Annotated in this window: 16 protein-coding genes; 7 read left to right on the top strand and 9 right to left on the bottom strand. The window is 72.0% G+C overall.

The window, feature by feature from the left end:
* Positions 1-941 precede the first annotated feature (941 nt).
* The 4 genes from ABT112_RS09000 to ABT112_RS08985 all read left to right on the top strand — a co-directional run bounded on the left by ABT112_RS09000 (position 942) and on the right by ABT112_RS08985 (position 4,018).
* Positions 942-1,637: a DUF6308 family protein gene (locus ABT112_RS09000; protein ID WP_351507194.1), complete on the top strand. Its 696-nt coding sequence runs from the start codon at positions 942-944 to the stop codon at positions 1,635-1,637.
* 271 nt (positions 1,638-1,908) lie between these two features.
* A complete protein-coding gene (locus ABT112_RS08995; RefSeq protein WP_351507192.1) occupies positions 1,909-2,562 on the top strand; it encodes a hypothetical protein in 654 nt (217 codons plus the stop codon).
* Between the two features lie 135 nt (positions 2,563-2,697).
* Positions 2,698-3,609, top strand: coding sequence for a hypothetical protein (locus ABT112_RS08990; RefSeq protein ID WP_351507190.1), 912 nt, complete (start codon positions 2,698-2,700; stop codon positions 3,607-3,609).
* A gap of 148 nt (positions 3,610-3,757) precedes the next feature.
* Positions 3,758-4,018: a DUF6343 family protein gene (locus tag ABT112_RS08985; RefSeq protein ID WP_351507188.1), complete on the top strand. Its 261-nt coding sequence runs from the start codon at positions 3,758-3,760 to the stop codon at positions 4,016-4,018.
* Between the two features lie 598 nt (positions 4,019-4,616).
* Here ABT112_RS08985 and ABT112_RS08980 read toward each other — a convergent pair.
* The 6 genes from ABT112_RS08980 to rpsA form a co-directional block, all read right to left on the bottom strand.
* Positions 4,617-5,348, bottom strand: a complete 732-nt coding sequence (locus ABT112_RS08980) for a DUF7873 family protein (protein WP_351507185.1) — start codon at positions 5,346-5,348, stop codon at positions 4,617-4,619.
* Positions 5,349-5,477: 129 nt separating this feature from the next.
* Positions 5,478-5,861 (bottom strand): tetratricopeptide repeat protein, encoded by a 384-nt coding sequence (locus tag ABT112_RS08975; protein WP_351507183.1) that lies wholly within the window; start codon positions 5,859-5,861, stop codon positions 5,478-5,480.
* A 268-nt stretch (positions 5,862-6,129) separates the two neighbouring features.
* Complete coding sequence (gene coaE / locus ABT112_RS08970; protein ID WP_351507182.1) at positions 6,130-6,738, bottom strand: dephospho-CoA kinase; 609 nt, start codon at positions 6,736-6,738, stop codon at positions 6,130-6,132.
* Positions 6,739-6,771: 33 nt separating this feature from the next.
* Positions 6,772-7,713: a PAC2 family protein gene (locus tag ABT112_RS08965; protein ID WP_351507180.1), complete on the bottom strand. Its 942-nt coding sequence runs from the start codon at positions 7,711-7,713 to the stop codon at positions 6,772-6,774.
* A 161-nt stretch (positions 7,714-7,874) separates the two neighbouring features.
* Complete coding sequence (locus ABT112_RS08960; RefSeq protein WP_351507367.1) at positions 7,875-9,113, bottom strand: PP2C family protein-serine/threonine phosphatase; 1,239 nt, start codon at positions 9,111-9,113, stop codon at positions 7,875-7,877.
* A 243-nt stretch (positions 9,114-9,356) separates the two neighbouring features.
* The gene (gene rpsA, locus ABT112_RS08955) at positions 9,357-10,865 is read right to left on the bottom strand and encodes a 30S ribosomal protein S1 (RefSeq protein ID WP_351507178.1); all 1,509 of its coding nucleotides are present in this window, start codon (positions 10,863-10,865) and stop codon (positions 9,357-9,359) included.
* Positions 10,866-11,238: 373 nt separating this feature from the next.
* Here rpsA and ABT112_RS08950 point away from each other — a divergent pair, with 373 nt between their 5' ends.
* Entirely contained in the window at positions 11,239-12,042 is an 804-nt protein-coding gene (locus ABT112_RS08950) for a class I SAM-dependent methyltransferase (protein WP_351507176.1), read from the top strand.
* A gap of 81 nt (positions 12,043-12,123) precedes the next feature.
* Complete coding sequence (hrpB, locus tag ABT112_RS08945; protein WP_351507174.1) at positions 12,124-14,856, top strand: ATP-dependent helicase HrpB; 2,733 nt, start codon at positions 12,124-12,126, stop codon at positions 14,854-14,856.
* A 74-nt stretch (positions 14,857-14,930) separates the two neighbouring features.
* Here the strand turns inward: hrpB and pgfA are convergent, their stop codons facing one another.
* The 3 genes from pgfA to ABT112_RS08930 form a co-directional block, all read right to left on the bottom strand.
* Complete coding sequence (pgfA, locus tag ABT112_RS08940; protein ID WP_351507172.1) at positions 14,931-15,929, bottom strand: cell envelope lipid trafficking protein PgfA; 999 nt, start codon at positions 15,927-15,929, stop codon at positions 14,931-14,933.
* Positions 15,930-16,021: 92 nt separating this feature from the next.
* A complete protein-coding gene (locus tag ABT112_RS08935) occupies positions 16,022-16,174 on the bottom strand; it encodes an SPW_0924 family protein (RefSeq protein WP_351507170.1) in 153 nt (50 codons plus the stop codon).
* 195 nt (positions 16,175-16,369) lie between these two features.
* The gene (locus ABT112_RS08930) at positions 16,370-18,205 is read right to left on the bottom strand and encodes a lytic transglycosylase domain-containing protein (RefSeq protein WP_351507168.1); all 1,836 of its coding nucleotides are present in this window, start codon (positions 18,203-18,205) and stop codon (positions 16,370-16,372) included.
* 260 nt (positions 18,206-18,465) lie between these two features.
* Between ABT112_RS08930 and ABT112_RS08925 the strand changes: the two genes are divergently transcribed.
* Positions 18,466-19,329 carry a DUF4184 family protein gene (locus ABT112_RS08925; RefSeq protein WP_351507166.1) on the top strand — a complete coding sequence of 288 codons (864 nt, stop codon included), beginning with the start codon at positions 18,466-18,468 and terminating at the stop codon, positions 19,327-19,329.
* The last annotated feature ends 153 nt before the right edge of the window (positions 19,330-19,482 follow it).

The following is a 19,482-nucleotide window of genomic DNA, read 5'->3' as shown; positions in this document are numbered from 1 at the left end:
CAACGCTCACGGTCACCCCCTGTGCTTCGCCCTCCCCGTCTGCCGTCCACGATGTCCAAAGGGTCCAAGGCGTCACGCGCGGCGGGGCAGGCACCTGTGAGCGGGCGGAACGGCCGAGCCTCGGCATTTTTGGAGTGATTTCTCCTGACTCTTGCCCCCAGGGTTCGAGGTCTGCAAAACTCCCGCCCCCGGCGTATTTTGTTCGCCGTTCAACTGGGGGGACCAGTTTCGTGAACGCTCACACCTTTCCGTATGCCGCCCGGATCACCCACCGAGCGCTTCCTGCACACCGGGCCCATACGCAGCGAGCTCTCGCCTGCGGGGGTGGCACGTCCCGAGGCACCACGGGCGCCCGGCACCGCCCACTCCGCCTCTGAGGCACCCGCCGTACCGCTGTGGCGACCGGCACCGACCGCTCCGCAGAGAAGCACGCGGACCGCGATCCCTCGCCGGTTCAGCGCGTTCCGCACAGCGGCAGGTCGGCGACAGGTCGGCGGCATACGTACCACCACCTGGAACGGCATGGCGACCTCCGACCCGGCTCCGGCCGTGGACCGCACCGCCGGTCGCGGCCACTCGGACTCATGGCCGGCCGCGCCCACACGAGACGCCCCACCGTCGGCAGCCCGTGCCGCGACCGCCCGTCGGCCAGGGTTCGCCCCCTCGGAGGTGCAGAAGCGCAGAGCCACGAGGGGCAGAACCGCGGAGGCGTAGCACCGCGGAACGAAGCAGGCACACTGCCCGCGACCTTTCACCCCCTGACCGGGATCCGCTCCACCGACCGGAGTGCCATCAGCACCCGTCACCTCCCCGGCCACCGGCTCACTCACGGCGCAGGGCCCCTGCTCCACGGCGCTTCCGCACCGCACCACTCCCCTGCTCAGCGGCCGCCCTCCGCGACCCGCGATCCGTCCCGTCCGTACACACCCGGGAGACCACCCATGTGCCTCCGCATCCCGCCCGCCCTCTGGCAGAGCCACCGCGCGGCCGAACTCCTCCGCAGCTACTGGGCCGTCCGTTGGGACGGCACACCGGCCTGCACCGGATCGCGCTTCGAACGCCTCGGCGGAGGCGGGGACCGGTTATCGGTCGCCAACCGCTTCACCGCGGACGACGTGATAGCCGTGACGACGCTCGGCGTCAGCATCCCGGCGACCGCGGCCCTGCAACTCCTGGAACCGGACCCCGCACACGCGTTCAGCGAGCTGCTCGCCCAACTGCCCGTCACCGCCCAGCTGGTGGACGTGGACGCGAGCCTCATCGGACGCGAAGGACCTGCCTGGCAGCTCTGGGAACGTCTGAACGACCTTCGGTGGATCGGCCCGGTGATCGCGGGCAAGCTGATGGCCCGCAAACGGCCGGCGCTGTTCCCCGTGTACGACTCCGTGATCAAGTGGGTGTTCGACCGCCCGGAGAACGACCTGCTCTTCTGGTCCGACATGCGGTGCGAACTGCAGGCGGACGACGGGCGCCTGATCACTCACCTCGAACGCGCCCGCACCACCGCGGGCCTCGGTGACGACATCTCGGTGCTGCGCGTCCTGGACACCATGGCCTGGCACTACGGCAAGGAGGTCATGCCGTCCCGACGCCAACTGGCCCACCCCTGCCCACCACAGTGGCTCATCGAGTCCTGACCGCGGTGCGCCCGGAGGCCCCTGGACGTCGAGCGGTGGGAAGTTCGAGGCCGTCACCAGCAGCAAGGTGCATGCCTCGTACGGGTGTGCTCTCGATGCCGCGCCGGTGGGCGGAACACCATGTGCTCGCAAGCGGAGCCGAACAAGAGAGAAGGCCCCGCAGCGGATACCCAAGGCGCGCCACCATGGCACCTGGGAACGATGACGGCCCTGTGTGGACACCTGTAGCGTCCCTTCGCACATGACAACTCCACCTACCAGGGAGCACATCGTGCGACATCGCACCATGTCCGTCTTCACCCTTGCGGCCTTAGCCGTCCTGCTCGCAGGCTGTGGTGGCAGTACCGAAGAGAGCAAGAGCAAGGAGATCGAAGGAGCCGGCAAAGGCCGTGCATCCTCGCGCAGCACCCCACCGGCCGCCGACGACGACAGGGGCCCAAAGGTGGTCTTTCCTGCGGACTTCAAGATTGCTCTTGACTGGCAGCCTCCTTCGGACGGCCGACAGGCTTCCGTACTCGATGACGCCGTGAACTATGTGCGCGGCATCCGACACGGTGTCATCACACAGAATCCGAATGATGCGGCCTACCTCTTCTACGCCACACCACTGGGCAACGCGAAGACCTATGCGAAGGACCAGATCGAGGAGCGCGTGAAGGGCGGCTGGACCATCACCGGCGTCGACCGGTACAGCCGCCCCCAGGTCCGGGTGGACAGCGGCGGGAAGCGCGCCGCGGTCTCCTTCTGCCGCGACCAGTCGAAGGCGTACAGCAAGGAGCTCAGGACTCGCAGGGTTCTCCGAACCCAGGAAAGCGATTCCGACTTTTCGATCTACGAGATCGTGATGGAAGCCGCCCCCGAGGGCAAGCTGTGGCAGGCGAACTCCATCGAGGTGAAGCCGGGGGCCGAACAGTGCAGGAAGTAGCGTTAAGAAGTCTGGTTCTCGGCGGACTTGTCTCAGCATCGCTGGTATTGACTGTTCCCGCCGCCCTCGCCGGCGAGCAACCAGGCGACACGACGACCGGGGGACGCAAAGACGACACGTTATACGCACAAGCCCGTGAAGGTCTCCTATGACACTTCGAAGAACGGCACGGGACGCTCGACGGGCGGGCTCACGGTATCCAACAGCAACTGGACACCACCTCCTTGCTGGTATGCCCCGCTGTGGAGCCCGAAGGAATTCGAGAAGAAGACCGAGAAGGAATACCGTGACACGCTCAACTATCCAGGGCAGGCGAACTACGCGAAGCGCGCGGTAGACGAGTACCGGCAGGAGTACAAGGACGGGAAGTACAAGGACTACAACAAGGACAAGCAGGGCGACGGCATGTGGTGGGGGGCAGTGGAGAACCCTGCCGAGCCGGATGTCCTCAAGAGGGGCTCCTGCAACCGGCTTCCGTTCTGGGCGGACAACGGCGAGAAACCCAAGGTCGAGAACGCTATTGACCCGAAAATCCTCGCCGGCCTTGCCTACCAGCAGATCAAGGTGCCCGACACCGAGGTGGAACTCAACCCGAACGGCCCTCAGACCGTCAACCTGGCGACATGGGCTTGGCTGGAGAAGGCCACCTTCAAACCGGTGTCCGTTACCGCGTCCATCGGCGGCGGCTTGAACCTGCAGGCGACCACCACTGCTACACCCGTCGCACTGAAGCTGGAGCCCGGGACCGAGGACGCCGACCTGCACCCGGCTTCGGGTGAATGCCCGATCAAAAAGGATGGCAGCATCGGGCAGCCGTACACGAAGGGACATGCAAGCAGAACTCCCCCGTGTGGCATTACGTACCTGAGGGCAACGTCCGGAAAGGCGTCGTATCCGCTCAACGCGACCATCACCTGGAAGGTCGAGTGGACGGGGTCTGGCACAACAGGCGGACACCTCCCGGATGGCGTCTTCGGCGCTGAGCAGCAGGTCACTGTTCAGGAGGCGCAAGCGGTGGTCCAATCACGCTCGGCCACCGGTTCGTGATCAGCGGACGGCGGTCCGCCCCGCCGTCGTGAGCTCCCGCGCACGACCGCCGAGCGCCCCGAAGGCCGGCGCCCCGACGCGCAGCCCGCCACACGACGCTGGCCCACGGCTCCTGTCCGAGGGATGCTGGAGGTGGAGATGGTGGCATATGCGTACCGGGAGTGAGCCGACGGAGGCGCGGAGTCCGTTGCGGATGCGGCTCGGGCTGACCGTGTGGGGGCTGCTCTGGGCCATTGCGGGCACGGTGATCTTCGCCGAGCTCGGCCGGACCGGGTGGGCCGTCGCCTGCGGTGTTCTCATGCTGATCGCGACGGCTGATCTGCTGGTCATCGCGCACCACCTGCATCAGGGGCCCCACTGGCAACCGGGCCGGGACGTTCCGCCGTACCGGCCGGTTCGGCGCCACTGACCAGGCACAGCCCCACTGCGGGAGTGGTGCGAGCACCGGTGCGAGTGCAAGTGCGGCGACGGCGACGGCTCCGAGAAGCATGCCACGACGACCGGACCGGACGGCCCGGCGAGGCCACCGCACCGGGGATCGAACGAGCACATGGCAAAGAGCACTGAACGGGCCCGGGGGTTTGGCCATCCCCCGGGCCCTGGTGTGCCGCCCCTGTGTGCACGCCGGATCCGTCGGCGCGGGTCAGTCTGACGTCGTCGTGTTCTTCCTTTGAACTACCGCCCCAGGACAGCGGGGCGGGCCGGATTCGAACCGGCATCCGACGACTGGGCCCGCGCCCGGTCGATCCGGCGATCGGCGGCGCATGCTGAGTCTGGAGCGAGAGTCTGAGACTGAACGCGTGTCACGGGCGGAAGACCTGACCGGAGACCGAGGGTTGAGCTCGGTGCCCTCCGGACTTCAGGCAGTCCCCTCTCGTGACCGAATGCTCGGAGAGGTGGTCAATACCTCCCAATGCAGCCGCGTGTATCACGACGAGCTTCCTCTTCAGCTTTGCGCTCCTCGCGCACCCCGCCCGCTCTCAACAGCGGCCGGGGAGATCATGACGCTACCCGAAGAGGTAGCCGAAGACCACGTCGCCGGCCTGCTGGTCGGAGACCTCGGCGCCGTTGGCCTCCTCACGGGCGAACTTCACCGCCTGCTGCAGCCGTTCGACGCGGTCGAGGACTTCGTTGACCCTGCGGGCCGGGAGGGCACCGGAGAACTTGACGGTCGTCCAGTAGCCGACCGGAATGTCCTCGTAGTAGACCTCGACCTGCGCCGGGTGCTTGTCCGTCGCCTCCGCCTTCACGTGGTTGCGCGGCACCTTCTTCGTCCGGACGGTGCGCACCGGCTCGGTCTTCCAGGCGTCCGTCGACGGGTCGAGGGACCAGGACTCCGCCGCGTCCAGGGTGGGCATCCTGCGGACGAACGCGTTGATGTCCGTCAGCTGCTTCTCCAGGAACAGCAGGTACGAGACGGGTACGTCGCGCAGCAGCGTCCGGCCCTCGACGGTGATGTCCGCGCGGGCTTCGCAGTTCGCCCAGTCCTTGGTGGCGGTGACATCGAACAGCCGGGTGAGCGTGGCGGCGGTGTCCCGCAGGACGTCCTCCGCCTTCACCTGCACACGGGTGGACTCGGGCGGGAGCTGCTCGCCCTCCTCGTCCTTCGGCTGGTACGTGCGGGAGATCCCGGCCAGCAGCGCCGGCTTCTCGAGTCCCCGCTGCGTACCCGAAAGGTCCTGCTGCGCCTTGGACTTGACGCCCTTCTCGACTGCGATGATCTGATTGAGTTTCGCCACGTGCCGCACGCTAGCAGCCCGTACGAACGATGATCGACCGGATTTACGACGCCGTCGGGCGACCGGGCGCGGTCACCCCCTGGGTCACCCCCGGTGAGCGCGCGAGCCGTGCCGGAGCACGCTGCGGTATCAGGCCGCGTCGCCCGGGCCGGTGTCGCCGAAGCGAGCCGCCTCCACGAAGTCCGGGCGCGGGTCCAGCGCCGCGGCCAGCCGGAAGTGCCGGGTGGCCTCCTCCGGACGGTTGGCCCGCTGGAGCGTGCGCCCGAGGGCGAAGTGCGCGAATGCGTTGTCCGGCTCGCGCTCCAGGACGAGCTGGAACTCCAGCTCGGCCGAGCGGAGTTGCGCCGCGTGGAAGAACGCCCGCGCCCTCAGCAGCCGGGCCGCGGTGTTCTCCGGATGAGCCGAGATCACCGGGTCCAGGAGCTTCACCGCGCCCTGCGGGTCGTGGGCGGCGAGCAGATGCTCCGCGGCGCGGAAGTCGATGACGTGTGTCTCGGGGGTGCGCTCGGGCACGGTCCCTCCTGTCCCAGCTGCGAAACGGACGCCTGTCGATCCGGCACAACAACACTGCCCCCTCGACCATTCCCCGAGGGAAACAGCGCGAGAACAGTCCCCGGCACCGCAACCCTCGGAGCCCCGCGGGCGGACACCCCGGCACCGCACGCTCCCGCCGCACCGGCCCGACGCCCACCGCGTCGAAGCCCCGACGCCCGACCATTCCAGCGCCCACCACTCCGGCGCCTTCGCTTCCGGCAATCGGGCCCCGCGACACCCGGCGGTCCTACTCCGCAGCCCCGGCCGCACGCCGCCGCAGCTCGTCCCAGACCTTCCCGACCTGCTGCTCCAGGGCTTCCAGCGGCCCATCGTTGTCGATCACCAGGTCGGCGACGGCGAGGCGCTGCTCCCGCGTCGCCTGGGCGGCCATCCGGGACCGGGCCTCCTGCTCCGCCATCCCGCGCAGCCGCACCAGGCGCTCGACCCGGGTCCGCTCGGTGGCGTCCACGACGACCACCAGGTCGTACAGCGGCGCCAGACCGTTCTCGGCCAGCAGCGGCACATCGTGGACGACGATCGCCCCCGGCCCCGCCGACGCCTCCAGCTCCGCCGACCGGGCGCCGACCAAGGGGTGGACGATGGCGTTCAGCGCACGCAGCCGCTCGGGGTCGCTGAACACGACGGCGCCCAGCCCGGGGCGGTCCAGCGTGCCGTCCTCCGTCAGGATCCCGGGGCCGAACTCGGCGACCACCGCGTCCAGTCCCGGCGTTCCGGGCTCCACGACCTCCCGCGCGATCCTGTCCGCGTCCACGATCACCGCGCCGTACGAGGCGAGCAGCCGAGACACCTCGCTCTTGCCGGATCCGATTCCGCCCGTCAGGCCCACCTTCAGCATGAACTCAGGGTAGAAGACCGGAGGCGGCGGGGATCAGCCGCCGTCGCCCTCACGCTCGGCGAGGAAGCGTTCGAACTCGCGGCCCAGTTCGTCCGCCGAGGGCAGCTGCGCCGGCTCGGCGACCAGGTTGCCGCGGGTCCGGGCCCCGGCCATGGCGTCGTACTGGTTCTCCAGCCCCTGCACCAGGGAGATCAGCTCATCGTCGCCCTGCCCGATCTGCCGCTCGATCTCCACCTGGGTGCGGTGCGCCTCGGTGCGCAGGGCACGCGCCACGCCCGGCAGCACGAGCCCGGTGGCCGCGGTGATCGCCTCCAGCGCGGTCAGCGCCGCGTCCGGGTAGGGCGAGCGGGCGATGTAGTGCGGCACATGGGCGGCGACACCCAGCACGTCGTGGCCCGCCTCCGCCAGCCGGAACTCCACCAGCGACTCCGCGCTGCCGGGCACCTGCGCCTCGTCGAAGACGCTGCCGTGGCCGGGCATCAGGTCGACCCGGTTGCCGTGCGGGGTGATGCCGACCGGGCGGGTGTGCGGGACGCCCATGGGAATGCCGTGGAAGTTCACCGAGAGCCGCACGGAGAGCCGCTCCACGATCTGCCGTACGGCGGCGGCGAAACGTTCCCACTCCACATCCGGCTCCGGGCCGGAGAGCAGCAGGAACGGGGCTCCGGTGGCGTCCTGGACGAGGTGGAGCTCGAGCCGGGGCGCGTCGTACGCCGTCCAGCGGTCCCGCCGGAAGGTGAGCAGCGGACGCCGGGCGCGGTAGTCGATGAGCCGGTCGGTGTCGAAGCGGGCCACCGTCTGCCGGGGCAGTCCGTCGAGCAGCTGCTCCACGATCTGCTCACCGGTCTCACCTGCGTCGATGTACCCGTCGAAGTGGTAGAGCATGACCAGCCCCGCCGAGTCCTGGGCCATGGCCATTTCGGCCACCGCGAGCCCCTTGGGCTCCCATGCGTACAGATCCTGCGGATCAAGCACCGTAACCGCGCCTCCCTTGCGTTCACCTTCGCCAACACGCCCCCGGGCGTGGGCATTCCCCCCGGGGCCGGGTGATCCGGCCGGGCGCGGTGCGTTCCGTGGACGGGCCCAGGATCCGAGCACGCCAGGGGCTCGGGCCGACGGGATCCCGGGAACAGCGGTCAGAGCCGGATGACGACGAGGGCGGTGTCGTCGGGCACGCCGTCCGTGGCGCCGAGCTCGCCGAGCAGCGCGTCGGCCAGCGGCTCCGGACCGAGCCCCCGGTGCCGGCTGAGGCTGTCAGCCAGGCGCCGGACGCCGGAGTCGATGTCCTCGCCCCGGCGTTCGACGAGGCCGTCGGTGTAGAGCACGAGAGCGGCACCCGCTTCGAAGGCGGCCTCGGCCTGCGGCCGGGGAACGGTCTCGGGCCGCACCGCCAGCGGCGGGTCGGTCGCGGCGTCCAGGGCTTCGACGCTGCCGTCGGCGTGCAGCAGCAGCGGCGGCGGATGGCCCGCCGAGCTGTAGGTGACGCGCTGCGCGGCGAGGTCGACGACGGCCTGCACCACGGTCGTGGACAGGGCCCGGTCGATGGAGCGGGCGTACACATCGAGGATGTCCAGCGCCCGCGCCGGGCCGTCGACGGCGCGGACGGCGGCCCCCAGGGCGCTGCGCAGCTGGCCCATGACCCCGGCGGCCCCCAGCCCCTGCCCGACGACGTCCCCGACCGTCACACCGAACCGGTCCTCGTCCAGGTCGATCAGGTCGTACCAGTCGCCGCAGACGTTCAGCAGTCCGCCCGCCGGCCGGTAGCGGACGGCGGCCGGCCGGCGCGGCACGGACGGGATGACCGGCAGCATGGCCTGCTGCAACGCCAGTGCGACCTCGCGCTCCCGGGCGTGCTCCTGCCGGAGGCGCTCATTGAGCTCCTGAAGATCGCGGGCACGGGCGTACAGCTCGGTCTCCATGGCCTCCTTGCGCGCCTGAGGGTTGTCGCCGAGGCCGTGCTCCCAGCCGCTGCGCTCCCGCCCGCGGACGAATTCCGTCACGTCCTCGGCCCGGTGGATCACCAGGACCACCGAGCCGTCCGGCCCTCTGACCGGGGTGTTGGCCTGGCTCCAGTACCGTTCCTCGAACTGTCCCTCGCGGCCGGGCACCGGGATGTCGTACTTCTGCAGCGCCATGCTGTCGCGCTCTCCGCCGGCCAGCGCCCGGTTCAGGGACGCCTCCAGATTGCGGACGGGGTGGCTGTCCGGGTCGGACGGGTTGTCCGGGAACGCATCGAAGACGTACCGCCCGATCAGCTCCTCCCGCTCGCGACCGGTCGCGGCCAGATAGGCCTGGTTGACGGCGACGATCACCAGGTCGGGGTTCAGCACCAGATACGGGCTGGGGGTCGCCGCGAACAGGGCGGCGTAGTCGATGTCCTCGTCCGTCGTGTGCTCCTTGTGCGCGCCCCCCTGTTACGGCCAATGTACGGCGTCAGAGGCGCCCAGGCCTGTGCACGAGCCGCCGGCACCGGGGCCGGGAGCGGAAGGGCGACCGCGAAGCCCTCCCCCGCCGCAGGCACGCGATCAGCACCGGCGACGGAACGCGGTGAGGCCCGCCCCCCGAAGGGAGCGGGCCTCACCGTTCAGCCGTTGCGGTCGGCTACCGGAACCGGAGCGTCAGCTCTGGCCGCCGGCCAGCTTCTCGCGGAGCGCGGCCAGGGCCTCGTCCGACGCCAGGGCGCCGGAGTTGTCCGCCGACTCCGAGGAGTACGAGCCGCTGCCGCCGGCGTTGCCGCCACCGGTGGCACCGGCCGGAGCCGCAGCGCCCTCGGCCGCGGCCTGCTCGTCGGCCTCGCGGGACTTGATGACCTGCGCCTGGTGCTGCTCGAAGCGGACCTGCGCCTCGGCGTACTGGCGCTCCCACTCCTCGCGCTGCTTCTCGAAGCCCTCGAGCCAGTCGTTGGTCTCCGGGTCGAAGCCCTCGGGGTAGATGTAGTTGCCCTGGTCGTCGTAGGACGCGGCCATGCCGTACAGGGTCGGGTCGAACTCGACCACGGACGGGTCGGCACCGAAGGACTCGTTGGCCTGCTTCAGCGAGAGGCTGATGCGGCGGCGCTCGAGGTCGATGTCGATGACCTTGACGAAGATCTCGTCGTTGACCTGGACGACCTGCTCCGGGATCTCCACGTGGCGCTCGGCCAGCTCGGAGATGTGGACCAGGCCCTCGATGCCCTCGTCGACGCGGACGAACGCACCGAACGGAACGAGCTTGGTGACCTTACCCGGGACGACCTGACCGATCTGGTGGGTCCGGGCGAACTGCTGCCACGGGTCTTCCTGGGTCGCCTTGAGCGACAGGGACACGCGCTCGCGGTCCATGTCGACGTCCAGGACCTCGACCGTGACCTCCTGGCCGACCTCGACGACCTCGGAGGGGTGGTCGATGTGCTTCCAGGACAGCTCGGAGACGTGCACCAGGCCGTCCACGCCACCCAGGTCCACGAAGGCACCGAAGTTGACGATGGAGGAGACGACGCCGGAGCGCACCTGGCCCTTCTGGAGGGTGGTGAGGAAGGTCTGGCGGACCTCGCTCTGGGTCTGCTCCAGCCAGGCACGGCGGGACAGGACCACGTTGTTGCGGTTCTTGTCCAGCTCGATGATCTTGGCCTCGAGCTCCTTGCCCACGTAGGGCTGGAGGTCGCGGACACGGCGCATCTCGACCAGGGAGGCCGGGAGGAAGCCGCGGAGGCCGATGTCGAGGATGAGACCACCCTTGACGACCTCGATGACGGTACCGGTGACGATCCCGTCCTCTTCCTTGATCTTCTCGATCGTGCCCCAGGCACGCTCGTACTGAGCGCGCTTCTTGGACAGGATGAGACGGCCTTCCTTGTCCTCCTTCTGGAGAACCAGGGCCTCGATCTCATCGCCGACGGCGACGACCTCGTTGGGGTCGACGTCGTGCTTGATCGAAAGCTCGCGGGAGGGGATCACACCCTCGGTCTTGTAACCGATGTCGAGCAGGACCTCGTCCCGGTCGACCTTCACGATGACGCCGTCGACGATGTCGCCGTCGTTGAAGTACTTGATCGTCTCGTCGATCGCGGCGAGGAAGGCTTCCTCGTTACCGATGTCGTTGACCGCTACCTGCGGGGTGGTGGCGGTGGTCTCGGTGCTGCTCGTCATGTGGGAAAGGGCTCCGGTACGGACATTGAGTCGTAGGCACTACTACGCCGGGGACCCTTATCGCAACCGCCGAAGCCGGACAGCCAGAGAGGCGCATTCCCTTCCGGAGAAAGGAGCCCTTCCGAAGAAAGGGCGCACGCCTCGACAACCGAGGGGACATACAACAGATGCGAGCGCAGCCTGCTCCGTCTGAGGTGCGCAGGCCCGCAGCGCAACTTGTAGCATACGGGGGCAGCCGGACATGGTCAATGCGCGAAGGCGCACACCACGGGGCGGAATGCCCCATTCCCGGCACAACTTGCGTTCTGTGAGGCCGTGGCCTCACTGCACATGCAGCTACAAGGTTCGAGCGAAGACTACGACGACGGGCCCCATGAACCAAGAGGAAGAAGCGGTGGCGACCCGGCGCGACGCCGGGAACACGGAGAGCAGCCGGGCGAACCGGGGCTGGTGGGACCGCAACGCGGACGAGTACCAGCTCGAACACGGCGGCTTCCTGGGGGACGAGCGCTTCGTCTGGGGCCCCGAGGGGCTCGACGAGGAGGACGCGGGGCTCCTGGGCCCGGCCGAGGGGCTGAAGGGCCGCGACGTCCTGGAGATCGGGGCCGGCGCGGCACAGTGCTCGCGCTGGCTGGCGGCGCAGGGCGCCCGGCCGGTGGCCCTCGACCTCTCCCACCGGCAGCTGCAGCACGCGCTGCGGATCGGCGGCGGGGTGCCGCTGGTCCAGGCGGACGCGATGGCGCTGCCGTTCGCCGACGGCTCGTTCGACCTGGCGTGCTCCGCCTACGGGGCGATCCCCTTCGTCGCCGACCCGGTGCGCGCGATGCGCGAGGTGCGGCGGGTGCTGCGGCCGGGCGGACGCTGGGTCTTCGCGGTGACCCATCCGATCCGCTGGGCGTTCCCCGACGAGCCGGGGCCCGAGGGGCTGTCCATCGCCTCCTCCTACTTCGACCGCACGCCCTATGTGGAACAGGACGAGTCCGGGAACGCCGTCTACGTGGAGCACCACCGGACGATCGGCGACCGGGTGCGGGACGTGGTCGCGGCGGGATTCCGGCTGACCGACCTGGTGGAGCCGGAGTGGCCGGACTGGAACCAGCAGGAGTGGGGCGGCTGGTCCCCGCTGCGAGGGCATCTGATCCCGGGCACGGCGATCTTCGTCTGCGCACGGGACTGAGCCGGTCGACGAGGCGGGAGCACTGCCTCGGGGAGGGGCCGGGGCGCTGGGAGGCTGCCGGGGCGCTGGGAGACTGGGGCCGTGATCCGCACCGACGCCCTCGACCAGCTGCCCGTACGGACCGCGCTCCCCGCGCTGCGAGCCGCCCTGGAGGAACGGGGCGCCGCGGTGCTGTGCGCTCCGCCGGGCACCGGCAAGACCACGCTCGTTCCGCTGGCGCTGGCCGGGCTGACCGGCGACGGGCCGGTGCGGCGGGTCGTCGTCGCCGAACCGCGGCGCATCGCCGCCCGGGCCGCGGCCCGGCGGATGGCGTGGCTGCTGGGTGAGGAGGTCGGCGGGACGGTCGGCTTCACGGTGCGCGGCGAGCGGCGGGCCGGCCGGGACACCGTCGTCGAGGTGGTGACGACCGGTGTGCTCCTCCAGCGGCTGCAGCGAGACCAGGAGCTGGCCGGGGTGGACGCGGTGGTGCTCGACGAGTGCCATGAACGCCATCTCGACGCCGATACGGCGGCCGCGTTCCTGCTGGACGTGCGGGCGACGCTGCGGCCGGACCTGTGGCTCGTCGCGGCGTCGGCGACCACGGACGCGGCGGGCTGGGCGCGGCTGCTCGGAGACGGTGCACTCGCGGGCGGCGCGGCGGGTTCCGGCGGCGCGTCGGCTCCCGGCGGTTCGAGCGGGGCCGACGGCTCGAAGGGGTCCGACGGCTCGGCGGGCAGCGGCGGCGCGGACCCGGTCGGTGCGGACGACTCGGCGGACTCCGGCAGTGCGGACACGGTCGGTGCGGACGACTCGGCGGACTGCGGCAGTGCGGACGCGCCGGTGGTCGAGGCGCACGGCGTGTCGCACCCCGTGGAGGTGGTGTGGGCCCCGCCGTCCCGCCCGGTGCGTCCGCCGCACGGCCTGCGGGTGGATCCGGCGCTGCTGGACCATGTCGCCGCCGTCGTCCGGCGGGCGCTGCGCGAACGGGACGGGGACGTGCTGTGCTTTCTGCCCGGTGTCGGGGAGATCGGGCGTGTCGCGGGCCTGCTGCGCGGGGTCGCAGCGGAGGTGCTCCAGGTCCACGGGCGCGCCCCGGCGGCCGTGCAGGACGCGGTGCTCGGCGGCGGCACGGGGGTGCGGCGGGTCGTGCTGGCGACGTCGGTCGCCGAGTCGAGCCTGACCGTGCCGGGGGTGCGGACCGTGGTCGACGCGGGCCTGGCGCGCGAGCCGCGCACGGACCACGCACGCGGGCTGAGCTCGCTGACCACCGTGCGGGTGTCCCAGGCGGGGGCGCGGCAGCGGGCGGGGCGTGCCGGGCGGGAGGCTCCGGGCGCGGTGTACCGCTGCTGGGCCGAGGCGGAGCAGGCGCGGCTCGCGCCGTGGCCGTCGCCGGAGATCGGGGTCGCGGACCTGACGGCGTTCGCGCTGCAGACGGCCTGCTGGGGCGACCCGGACGCCGCGGGCCTCGCCCTGCTGGACCCGCCGCCGGCCGGGGCGATGGCCGCGGCGGGTGAGGTGCTGCGTGCCGTCGGCGCGGTCGACGCCGACGGGCGGGCGACCGACCGCGGCGTCCGGATGGCCCGGCTCGGCCTGCATCCGCGGCTGGCCCGGGCCCTGCTGGACGGCGCGGAGCTGGTCGGTCACCGCCGGGCGGCGGAGGTGGTCGCGCTGCTCTCGGAGGAGCCGCCCCGGGGGTACGGGGACGATCTGGCGGCGGCCTGGCGTTCGGCCCGGCGGGGCGGTGACGCCTATGCGCAGCGCTGGCGGGCGGAGGTCCGGCGGCTCCAGGGGGCGGCGGGGCGGATGGGTCCCGGGGGCGGACCGGGCGCGTCGGACGGGGAGCTCACCGACGACGCCGTGGCGGGGCTGGTCACGGCCCTGGCCTTCCCCGAGCGGGTGGCCCTCGGCCGCGGTTCCGGTGCGTATCTGATGGTCTCCGGTACCGGTGCGGCGCTCGGTGACGGGTCGCGGCTCGGCACCGCGGAGTGGCTGGCCGTCGCGGTCGCCGACCGGTCCTCCGGTGCGGCGTCGGCCCGGATCCGGCTGGCCGCGGTGACCGACGAGGACACCGCCCGGCGGGCGGCGGCCGGGCTGCTGTCCACGGACGAGGAGGTGGCCTGGTCCGCCGAGCGCGGCGATGCGGTGGCCCGCCGGGTGGTGCGGCTCGGCGCCGTCGAACTGTCCGTCCGGTCGCTGTCCCGGCCCGACCCGGCCCGGCTGCGGGCGGCGCTGCTGGACGGGCTGCGGCGCGAGGGGCCGGGGCTGCTGCGCTGGTCGGACGAGGCGTCCGTGCTGCGCGGCCGGATGGCGTTCCTGCACCGGGAGCTGGGCGAGCCGTGGCCGGACGTGTCGGACGCCGCGCTGCTCGGTGCGCCGGACGCATGGCTGGGCCCGGAGCTGGACGGCGCGCGGCGGCGGAGCGACCTGGAGCGGGTGGACGCCGGACGGGCGCTGGCCCGGCTGCTCCCGTGGTCCACCGGGGACGCCGCGCGCTTCGACGAGCTGGCGCCGGAACGGATCGCGGTGCCCAGCGGGTCCCGGATCCGGGTCGACTACTCGGGCGAGCGGCCGGTGCTGGCGGTGAAGCTCCAGGAGCTGTTCGGGATGGAGCGCACTCCGCTGATCGCGGGCGGGCGGGTGCCGCTGCTGGTGCATCTGCTCTCCCCCGCCGGCCGTCCCGCGGCCGTCACCACCGATCTGGCGTCGTTCTGGCGGGACGGGTACCGCGCGGTCCGGGCGGAGTTGCGCGGCCGGTACCCCAAGCACCCGTGGCCGGAGGATCCGCTCTCGGCCGAGGCCACGCGGTACACGAAGGCGCGGCTGCAACGGAAGTGAGGGCATGGCGGGCCGCTCCTGAGCCACGACGGGGCCGCGGCGGCATCAGGGTCCGCTGCCGGGCCCGGGCCGGATCAGGGGCCGCCGCCGCGTCCGGAGCCGTCGGGCAGCGTGCCGGTCCCGCCCCGCGCGGGCCGCCGGCCGCGGGCCTCCAGGAGGAGCGCCAGCGCGAGCAGCCCGGCCGACAGGGTGACGAGGCCCCACGGCAGCCATGACGTCATGAGCAGGATCAGCGCTCGCTGGGACGTCACCAGGGCGACGGTGTGGTCGATGTAGTCCTCGCGCATCCGTACGTGTCCGGCGAATGCCGTCACCCGGTCACGGCCGCCGAGCAGGGTGCCGCCCCGCAGCTCCTCCCGGTGGATCTCCTCGCCGTTGACGGGCGCGCCGGTGGTGGGGTCGACCCAGAACATGCGCCGGGTGGTGTACCAGCGCGTCGTACCGGCCTTCCGTACCGACTCGGGGGTGACGCCCGAGACCGGCATCTTCTTCGGCACGGGGACCCTGGTCCAGGGGATGGTCTGCTCGAAGTAGTAGACCTCCAGCCCCCGGAAGGTGCGGGTGCCCCGGTAGTGGATGGGTGCGGAGGTCCGGGTCTGGGCGTCGAAGTAGGTGTAGTCGCGGCGCTCGGTGAGGAAGGGCCACTTGAACTCGATGCCCTCGCGCTTCACCGGGTCGCGGTCGACGTGTTCGCCGTCGGCGTGCACCGGCGCCTGGGTGTGCGCGTCGAAGATGTAGCGCTCGGGGATGCTGGAGACCATCTTTCCGTCGGGGCCGATGATGTGGGAGAGACCGTCCCAGACCACGACGTCCCGCCCGGCGGTCCGCTCGACCTTCTCCGACGCTTCGACGTTGCCCTTGAGGGTCTGCACGATGGTGACCCGGGAGACCGTGCGGGGCCGCATGGTGGTGTAGTCGAGCAGGGTGGCGTTCTCCGCCTCCAGCACCATCTCCTGGTACTGGCCCGCCGGGATCTTCGCCAGCCGGGGAAAGGCGTACCAGCGCAGCAGCGGCGCGAGGGCCGCGCAGAAGACGGCGAGGGCGAGCAGCACCAGGCTCGCCCGTCGGCGCATCCCGCGCCGGGGGCGACGGCGCCCCGGCCGGCGATCGCGGGACAGGGAGGCCGGGGGCCCGGGTGCCGGCTCCGGTGGCTGCACGGCCCGCGTCACGGCGCCCCTCCGTCCAGGGGGTGCTCGGGGACGGTGGTGAGCAGCGGCCTCGGGGACGTCTCGCCGACCGGGGCGCCGATCGCCGTCACGGTGAGGACCAGCGCGAGGGCGGCGGCCAGTCCGGCGGCGGCAGCTGCGAGGGCGCGCATGACCGGCCTCCCCGGGGGTCGACGGCTGCTACCTGACGGTCCGTCAGGGCTGGGGCACCGTAGCAAGGGGAGCCGGAGATGAGAACACCCCGGCACCGCTCCCCACGCGGGGTGCGGTGCCGGGGCGACAGGTGCGCCGCAGCTCCGGCGGGCACCGCCGTGCGGGCGGCACCCGGCGGAGCGCTCGGCCGGTGGCTACTGGCCGGAGGACTTCGGGGCGGAGGTCTCCGGGGCGGGCGTTCCGGGAGCAGAGGTTCCGGGAGCGGGGGTTCCGGGAGCAGGGGTTCCGGGCGCGGGGGTCGTGGCCTCCGTGACGGTCAGCTCGACGGTGAGGACGGTGCCCTCGGCGGTGGTGACGCGCAGCCGGAACGTACCGGCCCGGTCGTCGGTGTAGATCTTCGGCAGCTTCAGGACACCGTTCGCGCCGGTCTTGAGGGTCTTCAGGGTGCGCACGGGCTTGCCGGCCGCGTCCTTGAAGAAGGGGCCCTCGTCGTTCTCGGCCGACGCGAGGAGCCCGGAGGTGACGAACGAAGCGGTCACGGGCACCCCGGCCGCGGCCTGCCCCCGGTAGGTCGCCCGGACCTCCAGCGGCGCGGCGAACGCACCACCGGCCGGGGCCGTGAGCGGCGCGTCACCGACGCGGACGAGGGCATCGGCCTGCGGCGCGGGACGGGCCTCGACGGTGCCGGTGCAGTCGGTGCCGAGCAGCAGGCGGCCCTCGACGCCGGCGTGCAGCGTGAAGGTTCCGGCCCGCTCCCCGGCGAGCAGCTTCGGTGCGCGGGCGGTGCCGTCGGCGCCGGTGAGAACGGTGACCCGGGTCGCCCCATCGGGGAAGCGGGTGTCGGTGCCGCCGCGGATCTCGAACCGAACGGGCACCTTCGCGACCGGCTTGCCCTTCGCGTCCTCCGCCCGCACCCGGGGCACTTCGGTGAAGGCGGTGCCCGCCGTGGCCGTCAGGTTCCGGGCCCCGATGCGCTGGAGGGCGGTGACGCGGGAGGCCGGGGTGGACTCGCCCGGCCCGGTCGGGTCGCCCGGCTGCTGCGGTTCGTTCGGCTCGGACGGGCGGTCGGGCTTGTCGGCGCCGTCGCCGGGCTTGTGCGGGCGGTCGCTGCCCGGCTTGCCGGAACCGTGCCGGCCGGACGAGCCCTTGCCGCCCTGGTCGCCCTTCTTGCCGCCGGTGTCCCGCGCCCGGTTCCGGTCGACCGGGACGGGGTCCGGGTCGACGTCGACCGGCAGCACGCCGGTGCCGTCCGGGACCTCGTGGGTGCCCTTGCGGTAGTACTCGAACCAGGAGAGGACGGTGCGCAGGTACTCCTCGGAATGGTTGTAGCCGAGGATCGCGTGGTCCCGGTCCTCCGGGACGGACAGGTCGCGGCCGGCGGCGCACAGATAGCGGCCGGCGGCCAGGGCCGCGTCGTAGATGTTGTTGGGGTTCTTCGCACCGTCGCCGTTGCCGTCCGCACCCCAGTTCTTCCAGGTGGAAGGGATGAACTGCATCGGGCCGACCGCGCGGTCGTGCGTGGTGTCGCCGTCGAACTTCCCGCCGTCGGTGTCCGTGATCCGCGCGAAGCCGTTGCCGTCGAGCTTGGGGCCGAGGATCGGACGGAGGGTGGTGCCCTCGGCGTCCACCGAACCGCCGCGCGCCTGGCCGGACTCCACCTTGCCGATGGCGGCGAGGAGTTCCCAGGGGAGGTTGCAGCCCGGGTTGCGGTCCGCGAGCGTCTTCTCGGCCTTCTTGTAGGCGGCGAGCACGGAAGCAGGCAGCCCCGCCTCGGCGGACTTCTCGGGACGGCCGGGCACGGGTATGGAAGTACCGGGCCGGTTCGGGGTGTTCAGCGGTGGCAGGTCGGTGTGGTACGGCGAACCGCCGTCGATGGGGTTCTCGTGCACGGGCTCCGAGCCGCCGCCGGTGGCCTGTTCGGCACTGAGCAGGCTGGGGGCCTGAGACGCCGTCAACGCCGCCATCGCCACCGCCGTCACGGCGGTGGTGGCCGCACTCTTGCGTAGCCGCCGACCGAACTGTGCTGCCATATCCGCGTTCCCTCCCCTGCGCATTCCCCTGCCGACGGTCAGGGGACATCGGACGGGATCCGCCCCGTCCGGAATGCGGCGCGCCCCCGGCGCCACAACTCAGGTGACATTACGACATCCTGGGCCCCCGAGCCATCGCAGTCCCGAGAGCTTTCACGACTGCTCCACCTCGCTGTTGCCCGCAGGTCGCGGAACCAGTCGCGGAACCCTACGGCACGCATACTGGTCGTTCCGACCAAGGACAGAGCCGAAGGGAACCCATGCCGTTCACACTGAGCCACGCGGCGGCCGTGCTGCCGGCCATCCGCAGGGACGGGACGGCGCGGGGGCCGCTGCTCGCCTCCGCCCTGGTCGCGGGGTCGTTCTCACCGGACGCCACCTACTTCGCTGACAGCGCGCTGCCCGGGGCCATGGAGTTCGGCGACTTCACCCATGCGCCGGCCGGGGTGCTGACCGTGGACGCGGCGATCACGGCGCTGCTCGTGGCGGGCTGGCTGCTGCTGCGCGAACCGCTGGTGGCGCTTCTGCCCCGGGCATGGCAGGGCACGACGCACGGTCTGCTGCGCGGGCGCCCGTGGCGCGGCAGACCGGTGGCGCCGCTGGTGTGGTGGTTCTGGGTGTCTGCGGTGCTCGGCGCGGCGACCCACATCGTCTGGGACGCGTTCACGCACCTGGACCGGTGGGGGACGCGGCTGTTCCCGGTGCTCGGCGAGGTCGTGGCGGGCTTTCCGCTCTACACCTACGTGCAGTACGGCAGTTCGGCGGTGGCGCTGGCCGTGATCGGCGCGTTCCTGGTGTCGGCGGTGCGCCGGCTGCCGCGGGAGGTGCCGGTGCCCGCCGCCGTTCCCCGGCTCGGGACGCGGGAACGGTTCACCGCCGCGGCGCTGCTCGCGGGGTGCGTCCTCGCGGGCGCCGCGCACCGCTGTCTGCGCCTGCGGGCGACGCTCGGCGGGGACCTGGCCCTGCTGGACTACGTCCCCACCGCCCTGTTCGGAGCGGGCGCGGGGCTCGCCCCGGGGCTGGTGATCGTCGCGGCGGCGGTACGCGTCCGCCACCGCAACGAGGGTGCTCCCCGGCCCCCGCAGCCGGACCGGCGCCCACCGGCCCCGTCGGTACGGGGCTGAGGATGGCTTCGCCGGTACGAGGCTGAGGCCGGGTCGCCGGTACGGAGCCGGGCCCCCGCCGGTGCGGAGCTGTGGCCGGGCTGAAGCCGGGCCCCGTCGGTGCGGAGGTGCCGGGCCCCGTCGGTGCGGAGCTGAGGCGGCCCGGGTGCCGGG

Source organism: Streptomyces sp. NPDC002055 (assembly GCF_040296705.1).
In the GTDB taxonomy this organism is placed as follows: Bacteria; Actinomycetota; Actinomycetes; order Streptomycetales; family Streptomycetaceae; genus Streptomyces.
This window is presented reverse-complemented; position numbering and strand designations above follow the sequence as displayed.